Annotated in this window: 14 protein-coding genes and 1 pseudogene; 11 read left to right on the top strand and 4 right to left on the bottom strand. The window is 43.9% G+C overall.

The window, feature by feature from the left end:
- Positions 1–50: 50 nt before the first annotated feature.
- Both V7K46_RS11375 and V7K46_RS11380 read right to left on the bottom strand, forming a co-directional pair.
- Entirely contained in the window at positions 51–494 is a 444-nt protein-coding gene (locus V7K46_RS11375) for a VOC family protein (protein ID WP_335113092.1), read from the bottom strand.
- Between the two features lie 144 nt (positions 495–638).
- On the bottom strand, positions 639–1,148 hold the full coding sequence (locus V7K46_RS11380) for a TIGR02652 family protein (protein ID WP_442935949.1): 510 nt from the start codon (positions 1,146–1,148) through the stop codon (positions 639–641).
- 242 nt (positions 1,149–1,390) lie between these two features.
- Between V7K46_RS11380 and V7K46_RS11385 the strand changes: the two genes are divergently transcribed.
- The 3 genes from V7K46_RS11385 to V7K46_RS11395 all read left to right on the top strand — a co-directional run bounded on the left by V7K46_RS11385 (position 1,391) and on the right by V7K46_RS11395 (position 3,901).
- Entirely contained in the window at positions 1,391–1,918 is a 528-nt protein-coding gene (locus V7K46_RS11385) for a gamma carbonic anhydrase family protein (protein WP_335113094.1), read from the top strand.
- Positions 1,919–2,180: 262 nt separating this feature from the next.
- The gene (locus V7K46_RS11390) at positions 2,181–2,306 is read left to right on the top strand and encodes a photosystem II protein Y (RefSeq protein WP_273764542.1); all 126 of its coding nucleotides are present in this window, start codon (positions 2,181–2,183) and stop codon (positions 2,304–2,306) included.
- 296 nt (positions 2,307–2,602) lie between these two features.
- Entirely contained in the window at positions 2,603–3,901 is a 1,299-nt protein-coding gene (locus tag V7K46_RS11395) for a bifunctional folylpolyglutamate synthase/dihydrofolate synthase (RefSeq protein WP_335113096.1), read from the top strand.
- Between the two features lie 16 nt (positions 3,902–3,917).
- Here the strand turns inward: V7K46_RS11395 and V7K46_RS11400 are convergent, their stop codons facing one another.
- Positions 3,918–5,216, bottom strand: a complete 1,299-nt coding sequence (locus tag V7K46_RS11400; RefSeq protein WP_335113098.1) for an ABC transporter substrate-binding protein — start codon at positions 5,214–5,216, stop codon at positions 3,918–3,920.
- A gap of 269 nt (positions 5,217–5,485) precedes the next feature.
- On the opposite strand from V7K46_RS11400, the gene pilM reads away from it, so the two are divergent.
- The 7 genes from pilM (at position 5,486) to V7K46_RS11435 (ending at position 14,997) form a co-directional block, all read left to right on the top strand.
- Positions 5,486–6,592, top strand: coding sequence for a type IV pilus biogenesis protein PilM (gene pilM, locus V7K46_RS11405; RefSeq protein WP_335023752.1), 1,107 nt, complete (start codon positions 5,486–5,488; stop codon positions 6,590–6,592).
- Between the two features lie 272 nt (positions 6,593–6,864).
- On the top strand, positions 6,865–7,641 hold the full coding sequence (locus tag V7K46_RS11410; RefSeq protein ID WP_335113100.1) for a PilN domain-containing protein: 777 nt from the start codon (positions 6,865–6,867) through the stop codon (positions 7,639–7,641).
- A complete protein-coding gene (locus V7K46_RS11415) occupies positions 7,638–8,408 on the top strand; it encodes a pilus assembly protein PilO (protein ID WP_335113103.1) in 771 nt (256 codons plus the stop codon). The genes V7K46_RS11410 and V7K46_RS11415 overlap by 4 nt, the downstream gene beginning before the upstream one ends.
- A 199-nt stretch (positions 8,409–8,607) precedes the next feature.
- On the top strand, positions 8,608–10,851 hold the full coding sequence (locus tag V7K46_RS11420) for an AMIN domain-containing protein (RefSeq protein WP_335113105.1): 2,244 nt from the start codon (positions 8,608–8,610) through the stop codon (positions 10,849–10,851).
- 905 nt (positions 10,852–11,756) lie between these two features.
- Positions 11,757–12,041 (top strand): HU family DNA-binding protein, encoded by a 285-nt coding sequence (locus V7K46_RS11425; protein ID WP_103137906.1) that lies wholly within the window; start codon positions 11,757–11,759, stop codon positions 12,039–12,041.
- Between the two features lie 26 nt (positions 12,042–12,067).
- Positions 12,068–13,195, top strand: coding sequence for a threonine-phosphate decarboxylase CobD (gene cobD / locus V7K46_RS11430; RefSeq protein ID WP_335113107.1), 1,128 nt, complete (start codon positions 12,068–12,070; stop codon positions 13,193–13,195).
- 347 nt (positions 13,196–13,542) lie between these two features.
- Entirely contained in the window at positions 13,543–14,997 is a 1,455-nt protein-coding gene (locus V7K46_RS11435) for a dihydrolipoyl dehydrogenase family protein (RefSeq protein WP_335113109.1), read from the top strand.
- A gap of 49 nt (positions 14,998–15,046) precedes the next feature.
- Here V7K46_RS11435 and V7K46_RS11440 read toward each other — a convergent pair.
- Positions 15,047–15,196: pseudogene (locus V7K46_RS11440) on the bottom strand (P-loop NTPase); the annotation flags it as partial.
- Between the two features lie 3 nt (positions 15,197–15,199).
- On the opposite strand from V7K46_RS11440, the gene V7K46_RS11445 reads away from it, so the two are divergent.
- On the top strand, positions 15,200–15,478 hold the full coding sequence (locus V7K46_RS11445) for a hypothetical protein (RefSeq protein WP_335113111.1): 279 nt from the start codon (positions 15,200–15,202) through the stop codon (positions 15,476–15,478).
- Positions 15,479–15,485: the final 7 nt, after the last annotated feature.

Consider the following 15,485-nt stretch of genomic DNA (forward strand, 5'->3'; position numbering starts at 1 on the left):
ACAATACAGAAAAACAATATATTAGCAACAAAGGTAATAAAAAAGCTAAATTATGGGAGTTTTGCTAAAACCCGAATGAATTCCAGAGGTAAGCCATCGGTATCGGCGATGAAAGCCACTTCGTAAATGCGATCGCCTATTTGCTGTTGTGTCGGTTCTAAAAGTACTTTCAACGGTTGTAATACTTCGGGTTGACTCTCAGCAGTTAGTGATACACGTTGTTGTAAATTTGTCAACCAACTAGGTAAATCTGGTGTAATCTCAGTTAAATCGAACGAGAGATGATAGTATCCCACATAATGTTCGTCAGCAAAAGCATCTGGGGCTGGCTTTGGTTCGGGTATTTGGATCAGTTCAATTCTGCCGCCCAATCCTTCCATCCAGCAAGCTAGAGTGTAGCCTGTAGTGAAGCGTTCCGAAATTGTAAACCCCAAATGTTCGTAGAAAGCGATCGCTCGATGAATATTTGCAGTCCGAATAGAAACGTGGTGCATAACAAAAGTTAGGAGTTGTGAGTAAAGTTATGAGTTATGAGTTATAAATTGAATTTAACTCCTAACAGACGCGATTAATCGCGTCTCTACTCCTAACTCCTGTACAGACGCGATTAATCGCATCTCTACTCCTAACTTCTAACTTTACTCAAATAACCTGAAATAGGGGTAGCGTACAGGGACGCCAGGCTCTTTTTCCAAGTCAAAATTAATCACTTCCCAACAGGCATCTTCTGAGGTATCAGGGCTAAACTCCACGGGTAAGCCGTATAGTCGAGCAGCAGTAGCTTCCGGTTGTCCAGAACGCCAAGGTGTACTGCGTTCCAAGTAGCCACTCATCAATTCCTGATAGCGTTGAGCAATTATCACTTTTGTTGCTCGATATCCTTGGGTATAAAGCTTGTCTAATGCTTCGTGAATTTCAAAGCGAATACCATCAGGATGAGTATGCTGTCTATACCATTCATTATTCCACCTTCGCCAATGACGTCCCGATTGCAAATGGATTAACTCTCCATTTTTAGGATTAGCTTCAAACGCGCCATGACGCGGACACAAATAGGTATCTGTTAATGTCAGCGCCGGAATAGTCTGGCGACAATGGGGACACTGTATTTCAGGTCCAAACATCGGGTACTGCAAGCCTGGATTCATCATGAAGTGCGTACAAACATAATTTTGTCTTCACCAGCACTAGTAGGTTGGATTATACACTTCGGCTTCGCCACTTTGGGTTACTTGCTAACTTCTGCAAAGACACGGGCTTGCAGAAGTAACATTGCTAACTAGTGTTTTCCTCAGCGTAGAGGCTTGACGCTGTGATATCCTGGTTGTGAAACTAGCCTCAAAAGTTGGATTTTCTCCAGTATTCCTGGGTACCATATTCATATTCTATCGTGTCTACCGCTTCTTACTGGACATCTGTCGATTTTTCTCAAGCTGCCTTTATCGCAGCCAATGCTGTTGTTATGGGTTCGGTAAATATAGCAGCAGGGGCGAGCATCTGGTATGGAGCAGTGGTTAGAGGAGATGTAGAACGGATTGAAATTGGCGAATGTACAAATATTCAAGATGGGGCAATTCTACATGGTGATCCTGGTTTTCCGACAATTTTAGAAGATCATGTTACCGTAGGGCATCGCGCTGTGATCCATTCCGCTTACATTGAGCATGGAACTTTGATTGGCATTGGCGCGGTGATTTTAGACGGGGTACGAGTGGGTGCTGGTAGCATTATCGGTGCTGGCGCAGTCGTAACCAAGGATATACCTCCGTTGTCCCTAGTTGTGGGCATTCCTGGCAAAGTGTTACGGCAAGTAACAGAAGCTGAAGCCGCAGAACTCATTGAACACGCTAAACGTTACCAAAAGTTAGCTTTAGTTCATGCTGGCAAGGGTACTGATATCGGGTTTAAGAAGTCTTAGGGAGTGGGGAGAAATCAATTCAAAATTCAAAATGACGCTCTCTTACGAGACGCTGCGCGAACGCGGACTCGCTAACGCTGCGCTAACAAAATTCAAAATTGTTCGCGCAGCGTCTTGTAGAGAAGAAAAGACTGGGGGAGAGGTAGCTAGAATTTAAACATTCTTTACATATGTAGTTGGAAAAGTTGCCCACTTCAGCTAAAAATAAAAATGAGAGCAGTTGACAAAACTTTAATTTCTACTTAAGAGAGGGGTTCTAGATATGGATATCGATTTCCGTATAGCGATCGTTTTAGCACCAATTGCCATTGCCGCTGGCTGGGCAGTGTTTAATATTGGCGCTGCGGCTTTAAGACAAATTCAAGGCTTTTTTGATCGGGAAGCTTAAATTCGGCTCAATATCATCACTCCTCGACCGACTGTTTTCTTCACAGGGACAGTCAGTTCCTCTTATTCCGAGTTCTGAGTAAAGAATAGGACTTAGGCACACTCTCCGAATTCTTCTCCGCCAGACGCTGTGCGATCGCAAAGTGTCTGGTAGAGTTGCCGCTCTTCTCTAACGAGACGCTCCGCGAACAATTTTGAATTTTGTTAGCGCAGCGTTAGCGAGTCCGCGTTCGCGCAGCGTCTCGTAAGAGAGCGTCATTTTGAATTTTGAATTGATTTCTCCCCACTCCCCCTTCCTTGAATATCGATTCTGTAATACAACCCCTTCAACGCTTTGGTGTCCATTTGGGACTTGATCGCATTGTCAACCTATTGGCAAATCTCGGTAATCCTCATTACCAAATGCCGGTAATTCACGTTGCTGGCACCAATGGCAAAGGTTCGGTTTGTGCCTATCTTTCCTCAGTACTTACTGAGGCTGGTTATCGTACAGGACGCTACATTTCCCCCCATTTAGTTGATTGGACGGAACGTATTTGTTTAAATGAACAGCCAATTTCCTCTGAGGAATTGAGCCAATTATTAGAAAAAGTCCAAGCTGCGATTCGTCCTCAGGACGAATCGGCAACTCAGTTTGAGGTAATTACGGCGGCTGCTTGGTTGTATTTTGCCCAGCAGCAAGTGGATGTGGCTGTGGTAGAAGTCGGACTAGGAGGGCGCTTAGATGCTACCAATGTTTGCTTAGAACCCCTGGTTACGATCATCACTTCCATCAGCCGGGAACACTGGCAGCAACTTGGCCCCACCCTCGCCGATATTGCTAGAGAAAAAGCAGGTATTCTCAAACCTGGATGTCCGGTTGTGGTTGGGCCATTGCCACCGGATGCAGAGAAAGTTGTGCGATCGCGTGCTTTAGAATTACAATGTCCGATTTTTACGCCTCAACCCGCCCGTCAACTAGCGTCAGGATGGGCAGAATATCAAACTATTCAAAATTCTAAATCAATTAAATATCCTTTACCATTAGCCGGACAAATTCAATTAACTAATTCAGTTTTGGCTTTAACTGCTTTAGAAATTCTCCAACAACAAGGTTGGCAGATTTTAGACGAAGCCATAATTAACGGCATGGCAAAAACTAAGTGGCCGGGGCGGATGCAATGGACTAACTGGAACAACCATAAATTATTAATTGATGGTGCTCATAATACAGCTGCTGCCCAAGTTCTTCGTCAGTATGTTGATAGCTTAAACGAAGTTAACCACAAGCCAGTCAATTGGGTTATGGGAATGTTTTCTGATAAGGATCATGCAGATATTTTTGCCGCCCTGCTGCAACCAGGCGATCGCCTTTATTTAGTACCAATATCAATAGAACCTTGGCCGGGTAGAACTTCTGCTGATTTAGACTACCTAGCAAACCTAGCTTACAGCCTTTGTCCAGAATTAGGTGATCGCCAAATCTATCCAGATTTATTCACAGCATTAGAAGCAGCAACCTCAACTGCTACCACAGACGATTTAATCGTTTTATGTGGTTCCCTTTATTTAGTAGGCGATTTTTTATCTACAACCAATATAATTCGTAAATCATAATTACGAATTACAAAATTTATCTTTGATTCCACTGTTGCGCCGCATCTTCTACGGCTTTATCTACACTCTTATCGCCTAACATTGCTGCTTGCAAGTTTTCATAAACTGCTTTTTGCAAAAGGTTGAAATCCTTCAAAGTCGGGGTTAATATTTCTGCTTGTTGTAGTTCTTTAGCACTAATAACTCGCGCTTTTTCTACTGTTGAAGCATTAGCTGGAATATCTTTAAAGTAACTATCAGACAATGCTTTGACTGTAGAAGGTAGGACATTTGCAGCTTTAGCAAAGGCTAACTGATTTTCGTCATTGGTAACAAATAAAGCAAACTTCACAGCACCGTCTGGTTGTTTAGTGTCGCGGGGAATAACTATGTTCATCACCGCAACATTTTTCTTGCCTGTGTCACCAGTAAGTTGAGGGGCTATTCCCGAAGCTTGAGCAATTTTCGGGGCATTATTAGCGATCGTTTTCAGAAACTCTGGTCCAGAAGCAAGAAACACAGTCTCTCCAGATTGGTATAAATCGATCGCGTGGCGATGTCCTTGCGTCAAAGCTTCTTTTGGAAGCAACCCTTTTTTATACAAGTCTACCCAATACTGAAACGCTGCTTTACCTTGTGCTGAATTAAACGCTGCTTTCCCCTCAGCATCTACTAGGGTGACTCCCATTTGCACAAAAGATTCCAGCACTTCACCAGAATCTTGCGGTACAAAAGTCACAAAAAAGGCATATTTGCCAGTTTTATCTTTAATTTGTTGAGCTGCTTGTGCCAATTCTCTGTAGGTTGCAGGTGGTTTATTGATACCTGCCTGTTTTAATAAATCGGTGTTATAAATGGTTAACCGTGTGGTGAGATACCAGGGAATCCCAAAACTCTTGCCATTAAGCGTGCTTGCCTTCCAGATATTTGGTAGATAGGAGGAACGTACATCGTTTGAGACTTTTGCATCTAAATCTAACCAGGCATTTCGTCCCGCAAGTTGGGAAGCGAAACCCGGATTGAGGTTAACTACATCTGGTGGCGTTTTTGCTGAGACAGCAGTTAAAATTTTGTTCTCCATCGCCGCCCAAGGTACATCAACCCAGTTAATCTTTATACCTGGATTTTGCGATTCAAAACTCGCAATTAGGCTTTTGAAGTAGTCGGTAAATTGAGGTTGGAGTTGCATCGTCCAAAACTCAATAGTTGCCGCTCCTGAACTAGCTTGTTTTGTACTTGTACTAACATTACCTGTGCTGCAACTTACAATCCAACTGGTTAATAAGCCAAGCAGTACAAAAGCAACAAGTTGTTTAAATTTTCGCAATTGAATCATTTTCCCAGTATTTTTACGCTTGCTCAGTGTGAAAAGCTTAGACAAAATTGTCGAGATTATAGGCTAAATAAATTACCTAGAACACGAATTCAGTAATCCTGGAAGAACTTCTCCTCTAACCCCTCTTTGCTTTGGAGAGTGGAGTTTAGCTCCCCCAACCCTTGTAGGGAAGGGGGCTGGGGGCTTAGGTTTTTCATTAATGACTCTAGCACCAAGTCCGTTTTTAGTATCATTTAAATTTTCAATTTAGCAGTCCAGCGGGCACAACTGTGGTACAAAGCTTCAATCGTCTGTTTGGCAAATCGAATAAAGGGGTCGGTATTGAACTTGCTCCCGAACGGGTAAATGTAGTTCAGCTACGCAAGCAGCGTCAAGTCTTGAAACTAGAAACCTTTACATCAGTAGCAGTTCCAGAAGGCGTAGTTACCGATGGTCAAATCACCGACCCCGCAGCAATGGCGCAATTAATCCAGCAGGCGCTAGCTGAAAGCAAAATCAAAACTTCTCGCGTCGCCACTGGTGTCCCAGGGCGAGATTCCATCGTTCGGATCATCCCTGTGCCAGCAGAGTTAGATGACAAAGAACTGCGAGAAATGGTGTTAAACCATGAAGCAGGTTTATATTTACCCTATCCTCGTGAAGAGGCTGATGTAGATTATCAGAAACTTGGGTACTTTGTAGATGAAGATGGCATTGAAAAAGTACATGTACTCTTAGTAGCCACCCGCAAAGAGATAACGGATACCTATATAAGTACATTCCAGCAAGCAGGATTAGAAATCGATGTTTTAGAAATTAACAGTTTTGCTCTGATTCGGACTATTCGTGAGCAACTGCGACAGTTTGGGCCGCAAGAAGCAGCAGTACTAGTTGATATAGAGTTCGACAGTACAGAAATCGCCATCATCGTTAATGGAGTGCCGCAATTTTCACGCACAGTCCCAATCGGGACTTATCAAATGCAAACAGCCTTAGCAAGGACAATGAGCTTACCCACATCACGAGATATGGAACTCTTACACGGAATGATTATTCCTCCAACTTCCATAGACGGTGGGAAAACCGGCGTGACCGAACTCGATCCTGGGATGGCAGCCATATTGAGAGTATTGGGAGAACTAACGGATGAACTGCGCCGTTCCATCGATTTTTACCTTAATCAAAGTGAAAATTTGGAGGTAGCGCAGATTTTATTAGCTGGCCCAGGAGGTGGACTGCAACAGCTAGATGAATTCTTTACCCAACGATTGAGCTTGCCAACTACCCAAATAGATCCAATCGGAGCTTTGTCCTTGGAGGTTGACACTGATAAATATCCACAGGTGCAACGCTCTGGCTTGGCAATTGTACTTGGTCTAGGAATGCGGGAGGTGTAATACCAATTTTAGATTTTGGATTTTAAATTTTGGTGAAGCAGCGCGATCTTCTCCCTACAGCCCTTTGGGCATCCTACGGCAGGCGCTAGCCTCTCCCAATGTGAGAAGGGGAAACCGCTTGGGCGCACTGTCTCCTTTATGCCTCTTAACCCGTCCACCACAGTGGCTCCTCATGAGCGACTGCACTAAGCCGAAGGGATTGTCTGCTTTGACTAGTCACGCTGTTTGAGAATTCTCAAACCATAATATTTATCTCTAGTTGGTGTGAGAAAATGTATAGTTTGGATGTTAACTTTCTTAAAGACCGCCCAGCATACCAGGAAAACCCTAAGCGAAAGCGAGGTATATCCCTAAACCTGCCTACGGGGAATTTAACACCAGTATATGTGGGACTTGCAGTGGGTGTAGGTCTTCCAGCTTTATTGGGAGTTAGTTGGTGGTTTTTGCAAGGGAAGATTGTTGAATTAGATGGTCAGATTGCACAACTTGACCAAGAAAGCAAGAGATTAGATACAGAAATAGGAAATATTAACAAAATCAAAGCCGAGACAAATGCAATTAAAGCGGAAACCCAAGCTTTAGTCACTGTATTTGACCAGATTCGACCTTGGTCAGCAATGCTGCAAGATTTGCGCGATCGCACTCCAGCGGCAGTGCAAATTGAGAATATCAAGCAAATCCCACCAATTGCAGCAGCAGTAGGTCAGCCAGCAAACAATCCCGCCGGGGGATTAGAAATTACCGGATTGGCTCGTTCCTTTAACGATGTCAATGATTTCTTATTGATTTTACAACAGTCTCAGTTCTTGAAGTCCACAGAAAGCAGAATTCTGACGGCAACGTTAGTAGATGCTCCCTTAACACCAGGTGTGGGTCAACCTATTAGTAGTGTAATAATTAAGCCCCCCCAACTAGTTAAATACACTATTCAATCGAGCATGAACGATGTTCCAGCTTCGGAATTAATCCGGGAGTTAGAAAAAAAAGGCACAGTGGGGTTAGTGACTCGAATTCGTAGTATGCAACAAACAGGAGTCATTTCAAAATGACGCTGAGTGATGATTTAAATTTTGCCGAACATGGTGGGGAATTTGATTCCGCAACGCCAGCGTCTCCCGTAATCTTTGGCATTGCCCTCACACCAAAAATTATTGGGATCTTGGTAGGGGTAATTGGTTTAGCGGGAGCAGCTTATATATTGTTAAACCTGCTGATGCCAGCTTGGGAAAGCTATCAGCAACAGCAAGCAAAAAGCTTGGAACTGCAAGCGCAAGTTGCCCAAAAAAAAGCCAATATCAAACAGATTGATCAAGTTAAAAACGAACTAGCACAGGCAAAACAGCAAAAAGTTCAAGTTTTAAGTTTATTTGCTAACGAAAAAACTTCGGATACATTGCTGTTAGATATGAACCGTTTAGTTGAGTCTGGCAATACTCCAACTTCTATAAATGCAGTAAGAGCCAAACTGAATAAATTTGTGCCAGTTTCTCAAAAACCAGAACCAATTATCGATGGAAGTCTAGGACCACTGGTTGATGGCAAGCTGGAACGTAGCAGCATCAATGCCGAAATTACCGGAACTTATGAACAAACGCAATCAATAATCCGTAACATTGAGCGTTTACAGCCTTTGTTAATAATTAAAGATTATCAAGCAACTTTGGCTCCAATAGAGTCAAGATCCCCATTAGATAAAACGCCTGTGCAGGTAGGCCCAGCAGCGATTAATACATCATTCCAGTTACAGATATTGATGCCACTTAGTCCAGAAGAAATAGCAGCGGCAGCAGCTGCTAAAACTGCCCCGAAAAAGTAGTTAGGAGACGCGATTAATCGCGTCTGTACAGGAGTTAGGAAACGCGATTAATCGCGTCTGTACAGGAGTTAGGAGACGCGATTAATCGCGTCTGTACAGGAGTTAGGAATTATGAGTTATCATTCCTGACTATTCACTCCTCACTCCTAACTATTCACAATTGTTTGTAAACAAGGTTTTATTAAGTGAGGAATGAACTGTGAAACAGCTTCACGGTAATAGCTTTATATTAGGTACTGCCGCTTTTGTATTTTTGGCAGCTCAACCAGTTTGGGCACAAATTAGTCAAGTTACTAATGTACAGTTAAATCCAGTTAATGGTGGAATTAGCGTTGCTTTGAAAACTTCTTCAGGGTCACGCCCCCAAGTTTTCACGACAAAAAGAGGTAAAGCTTTAGTCGCAGATGTTATCAATACTCAATTACGATTACCACAAGGCAATAGTTTTCGTCAAGATAGCCCAGCACCAGGAATTGCCTCTGTGGAGGTTAGTCAGCTTGATGCCAATAGCATTCGGGTGACGGTAACTGGCAGCAACAACGTACCTAGCAGTCAACCGGTGGTGCGATCGCCAAATGGAATTACACTCAGGTTTAGCCCATCCGCAGGCACTATAGCATCAGCACCAACGCCAACAGCGCCAACATCCACAGCACCGCCTGCCACTACTCCAGCCCAACCGGGTCAAAAGCCAGGTGTTCTGGTTCCCAACCCGGAAATCACGATTGACGGAAAACCTGCACAAGCTGCTGGGCCAGGTCAACCTGTGAGTCAGGCTCCACCTTTCTTACCGAGAGCCGTTGCCCCACCTGTGGGAGATATTGCCATCTCCAATACTGATGCTTCTCCTAGCTCAATTGACTTAGGAACTCAGGAACGTGTACCCCGCCTAGTGTTGCGAGATGCGCCGGTGCGTGAGGTTTTGTCACTGCTTGCTCGTGCTGCTAATTTGAACCTGGCTTATGTTGGAGGTGAGCAAGCTGCTGGTGCTGGAAGTCAGGGAACTTCTCAAACAATCTCCCTGGATATAGAAAACGAGCCAGTGCAAGATGTGTTTAACTACGTCTTGCGCTTGAGTGGTTTGGAAGCTAACCGCAGTAATCGCACAATTTTTGTTGGGCCTAAACTACCTAATTCCACCCGTGACATGGTTATGCGTAGCCTGCGACTTAATCAGGTATCAGTGGGAGTTGCTTTGAATTTTTTGGTCGGCTTAGGAGCAGAAAGTGCCGTCAGCCGGGAACGACAAGTTACCAGCGTTAATGCTGTACCCGTGGGTACTGGAGCTGCACCTATCACCCAAACTCAGACGACCACAGAAACCAGAGTTGAAACTCAACGTGTTAATTTTACAGACTCTAACCCATTACTGAGAGGTTTACAGGCATTAGGAGATGAGCGCACCAATGCCATTACCTTAATTGGCGCTCCCCGGCTAGTTGAGATGGCTATGGCTCAACTAACTCAGCTTGATATCCGCCGTCGTCAAGTCGTAGTCAACGTCAAGATTGTCGATGTTAACCTCTTGAACACCCAGGACTACAACACTAGCTTTTCCTTTGGGGTTGGTAACAACTACTTCACTAATGATGGTGGTGCAGCATCTCTGAATTTTGGCGGTTCCAGACCAGCTACTAGAGCTGAAGCATCAACCAGTGTGACTAGTACACCTATAACCACTAATCCACTATTTAGCGGAAATATTATAAATGGTACTGCTGGAGCAAACTCTAATCCTCAAACCCCAGGTATTACACCCGACGGTACATTAGCCTTGCCCAGCATATTCCAGTTCCCTAAACGTCTTCTCGCTAGCTTGCAGGCTCAAGTGCAAAATGGCAACGCCAAGATTTTGACAGACCCGACGTTAATTGTCCAAGAAGGTCAAACCGCTAATGTCAACCTGACTCAGGAAGTGGTAGGCAATATTAAAAGGGAAATCGTTCGTGATGAGAATCTTGCTACAGAAACGATTTCAGCGGAAAAAGACCGAGTAGGTTTAACCTTAGCTGTCAAAATTGAGCGGATTGACGATAACGGTTTTGTTTCTCTATCGGTAGCTCCTGTCGTCAAAGCACCCCAAGCTCCAGCTACCATCAATGTTGGCGGAGGTGGTAGCCAACAAATATTCTTGGTATCTGAGCGCTCTCTTAATTCTGGCTCGATTCGCCTGCGAGATGGTCAAACGTTAATTCTCTCAGGCATCATTCAAGATGCAGACCGGACAACTGTTTCCAAAATTCCCATTTTGGGTGATCTTCCACTAATTGGTTCGCTGTTTAGAAGTACAAACAGACAGAACCAACGCAATGAGGTGATTGTGTTGCTCACACCTCAAATCATGGACGACTCTGATAACTCTTCCTACGGCTATAACTACACCCCCAGCCCAGAAGTGCGCCAAATCCTTGAGCGTCGGGGGTTGAAGCTTCCTAGCAGATAATAAAGATAATGGGTAGGTGAGTCACCTCTGGCTCAAATCCTCGAACCTCTTCCTGCCTTGAACTAAAGTTCAAGTCTGTCCCTCTCCGAGTCGGAGAGGGACGCTTTTGTGTAGTAAAACCTCTTAGAGGTCTTTTGTATTTAGCTAATTAGACAGACACTATATGAGGCGTTTAATTCACGTTAAGCAGAAGAAACAATGATTTGAAAAAACATAATTTTTCAGCTTGTGAGCCAATTTCTGCTAGGGAAAAGTAAAACCATGTCCGGCAAATTGACCATAATTATCGCCAAACCTCTCCCCTAGTAATACCTACTGTGTGTACACAAGTCTCTCTGGACACAATTTATGGTTTATCGAATAGCTCAAGAAAACCTCAAGAAAGGTTATGCTACGCAAAACCTGTCCCTCTCTTTGGTAAGGAGAGGGATTAAAGTCAGGACAGGGAGAGGCTTTGATTTTTCCAGATGAGGTGAAAAGTTAACAAAATTTCCGACTTCTTAAACAAGTCCCGGATCAGAGGCTTCGATTTTCAATAACTCTTCAAATCCTTAATTAATCTCAACAAATACTAAGCATCTCCCACCTTCCCACTCCCCTGTTACCTTAGCGATTGCAGTTTTAATAAGTATTTATTCCTAGTTTTTGGGTGGTTTTTAGTGAAACAAGTACCCTAAAATGACAAAACATCCTGAAATCTATATAAATTAATGGTTTCATCTATCCACATCAGGCTACAACACCTTAGAATGATTCATTGAAAAGTCGAGCCGATGGGATGTACAGCCATTTTGAGTAAAAATACTCCCAAAGGATGATTTTTGTATTTCTACGAACAAAGATTTTAGTACAGATGTACCAAAGTACATCCTAAAGAATCTCAAGTAAACCTTCAGGAGTTTGACATGAACAAAGGTGAATTAGTTGATGCCGTAGCTGAAAAGGCTAGTGTTACCAAGAAACAAGCGGATGCAGTCTTAACTGCCGCTTTGGAAACGATTATTGAAGCAGTTTCCTCTGGTGATAAGGTAACGCTGGTAGGATTTGGCTCATTTGAATCACGGGAACGTAAAGCCCGCGAAGGTCGCAACCCGAAAACAAATGAAAAAATGGAAATTCCAGCGACGAGGGTTCCTGCTTTCTCGGCAGGAAAACTGTTTAGAGAAAAGGTAGCACCCCCAAAATCATAGGTTCTATCTTCTGGAACCCTTTTTTAATGCGGCAACCTGCACACGGGGGAAATTTAGCCTGGGCAGCAGCACTGGCTGGCTGTCCCCCTGACGCTATTCTGGATTTTTCTGCTAGTATCAGCCCGTTGGGGCCTCCAAACAGCGCGATCGCTGCTATCCTGTCCCAAATTGGTAATCTTAAGCACTATCCAGACCCAAACTATAGTGAACTGAGACTAGCTCTCAGTCACTTCCATCAATTGCCGCCTGAGTGGATTCTGCCGGGGAACGGCTCCGCAGAATTACTTACTTTAGTAGGTAGGGAATTAGCTCAATTAGCCGCGACAATTTTAATCACTCCAGCCTTTGGCGACTACTACCGAACCCTGAGGGCATACAACGCTAAAGTGCTGGAGTGTCCGCTGATTAGTTCTGAGCAACCAGTGCTGAGGAGCCAGTACGTTGCTAACTTTCCTAAAGTTGTAGCAACTGGTATTGCTGAGTTAAAAGCTCTACTCAAGACTCAGCACTCAGGACTTAGTTCTACTGACTGCGCCTTACTGCTAAACAACCCCCACAACCCAACCGGAAAACTATTTTCGCGGGACTCTATTTTGCCCTACCTGGAGCAATTTGCTTTGGTTGTGGTGGATGAAGCATTTATGGATTTTGTGCCGCCCAATGAGGAACAAAGCCTGATTGGGGTGGTGCAGGAATATGCAAATTTAGTAGTATTGCGATCGCTGACCAAATTTTACAGTCTCCCAGGACTGCGATTGGGATATGCGATCGCACACCCCGACTGGCTGGCTAAATGGCAGCTATGGCGTGACCCCTGGCCCGTAAACACGCTAGCAGCGGCGGCAGCAATTGCAGCCCTCCAGGATACGGAGTTTCAACAGCAAACCTGGGCATGGCTACCACCTGCACGAAACCAACTCTTTCAGGGTTTAGCTGAAATCCCAGGATTGCAACCCCAAGCAAGTGCTGCTAACTTTTTACTAGTTGAGTCCCAACAGTCTACTTCGCACTTACAGCAACAATTACTCCAGCATCACCAGATTTTAATCCGCGATTGCCTTAGTTTTAAAGAACTAGGCGATCGCTTTTTCCGGGTTGCTGTACGTGAAGAGTCCGATAACCAACGCTTACTAACAGCGCTAAAAGAGAGTTAGGAGTTATAAGTTATAAGTTATGAGTTATGAGTTTATAGCGAGCGATCGTTTGTATGCAATCCACTCTGACCTCACTTCCATTCCTCTCTCCCAAAAGGAGAAAGGCTTTGAATCTTACTCCCCTTTTCTTGTATGGAAGGGGCAGTTTTCGTTAGGTCTGTATTGAACTCAACCCAGAAACCCTATAAGAAGGGTTTTAACTCCTAACTCCTATACAGACGCGATTAATCGCGTCTCTACTCTTAACTCCTGTACAGACGCGATTAATCGCGTCTCCTAATTCCTAACTCCTGTACAGACGCGATTAATCGCGTCTCCTAATTCCTAACTCCTAACTTTAAATTCGCGTGACCGTTGACTATGATGTTGTAATTATTGGTGGCAGTCTTGCTGGATACTATGCTGCCCTTGCTGCCACCCAACTACGTGCTACAGTTGCCCTGGTGCAACCCAAAGTAGATTACGGGTTTACTGATCACCATGCTCTTACCGAAATCGGTAAACTGGCGCAGAAGTTGAATGATGCCGCTAGTTTTGGTATTCATGCCACACACACTGATACCTCAGAAGAATGCCACATATCTATAGCATGGCAAGAGGCGATGCTGTATGCTCAATGCATCGCCTCAAATCTCAAAGAACAGCATTCTCCAGCCATCCTAGCCGCGCTGGGGGTAGATGTCATCGTTGGTAGTGGTCAATTTCAATCTTCACCCCAACTCGCTTTTGCTGTTAACAATCGCCTACTACGCGCCCGTACCTATTTGCTGGCCAGTGGTTCGCGTCCAGAAATTCCAGAGATTGAAGGATTGCAAGCCACTGGCTACTTTACCCTATCTAATATTTGGCAATCCTTAAAGGGAGCGACATTACCCAAAAATTGGGTAATTATTGGCGGGATTCCCCAAAGCATTGAAATCGCTCAAACTTTAGCGCGGTTTGGTTGCAGTGTGACGCTGGTAGTCAAGTATCCCTATGTTCTACCCCATCTTGACCCTGAGATAGCCATACTGCTTCAGGCACAGTTGGAAGTTGAAGGTGTATGCGTCCTCACTGATAAACCAGTAACTCAGGTGAGGCTAATTGAGGATAAAAAGTGGATTCAAGCAGGAGATAAAGCCATTGAAACTGATGAAATTCTAGTGGCGACTGGACAACAACCGAATTTTGAATTTCTAAATTTGGCAACGGTAGGCGTGAAATGGCATCGGCGTAGCTTAGTAGTGAATGATAAACTACAAACTACTAACCACCGCATTTACGCTTGTGGTGATGTAATTGGTGGTTACGACTTTGCCAATATCGCTAATTATGAAGCAAAAATTGCCCTGAACAATGCACTCTTTTTCCCCAGATTAAAAGTAAATTATCACTCCATTCCTTGGGCAATGTTTTCTGTACCGATGGTAGCGCAAGTGGGTTTGACAGAGGCGCAGGCAAAACGCCAATTTGGTCGAGATAAAGTCTTAGTTTTGCGACAGTATTTTAAAACAGTGGCAGCAGCCCAACTTAGGGACGAAACCACTGGTATGTATAAATTAATTGTGCTAGGCAACGGTGAAATTTTGGGAGCTTCAATATTGGGGACAGAAGCTGGAGAGTTGATTAATTTGATTGCTTTAGCAATGTCCCAAAAAATTAAAGTCAAAGATTTAGCAAATCTATTTTCCGTCTATCCCAGCTTCTCAGAAATTCTGGAACAAACTGCAAGAGAGTGGAGTAAGCAGAGGTTAAATAGCAATATTGCTTTGCAAGAGTTTTTAGAAAGCTTCTTCCATTTTCGCCGCAATTGGAATTTGTGAGTGGGGTGGGAGTTGTCATTAGAATAACTCCACAAACTGGGCTTTCTGGGATAATTGTTATTTGAGCATTACCTCTACCGGGAGGTAAATCTATTAATAAATAATCTAATTCGCCCCATTCTACATTTACTGCTAGAGTTGCGATCCAATACAGTTCAGTTAAGCATTTCTTCCTTCTCTTCTTTCTCTTGCTTTGCATCCTTTGCGGTTCGTTAAAAAAATTTACTTTGGCAAAGAGTTAAATTTTAACCCAAGCGTATTGGGTTGCGATCGCAGTTGGTGCTATACATCACTGTTACTAACCAAAACGATACTATTTCTGGCACTCCAGGTGATGACGCGATCGCTGATGGTAATAGCAATGACACCATCTCTGGGGGCTAACTGTGAGGTGGTGTCAATGGCTAGTGTAGTTATATGTATATTATTAGTATTATTAGTGACTGAAATTCCAGCCGGAGACTGGGAACGAAGTAATTGAGAGTGTA

Origin of the sequence: Nostoc sp. (genome assembly GCF_036917395.1) — a bacterium.
GTDB lineage: Bacteria > Cyanobacteriota > Cyanobacteriia > Cyanobacteriales > Nostocaceae > Nostoc.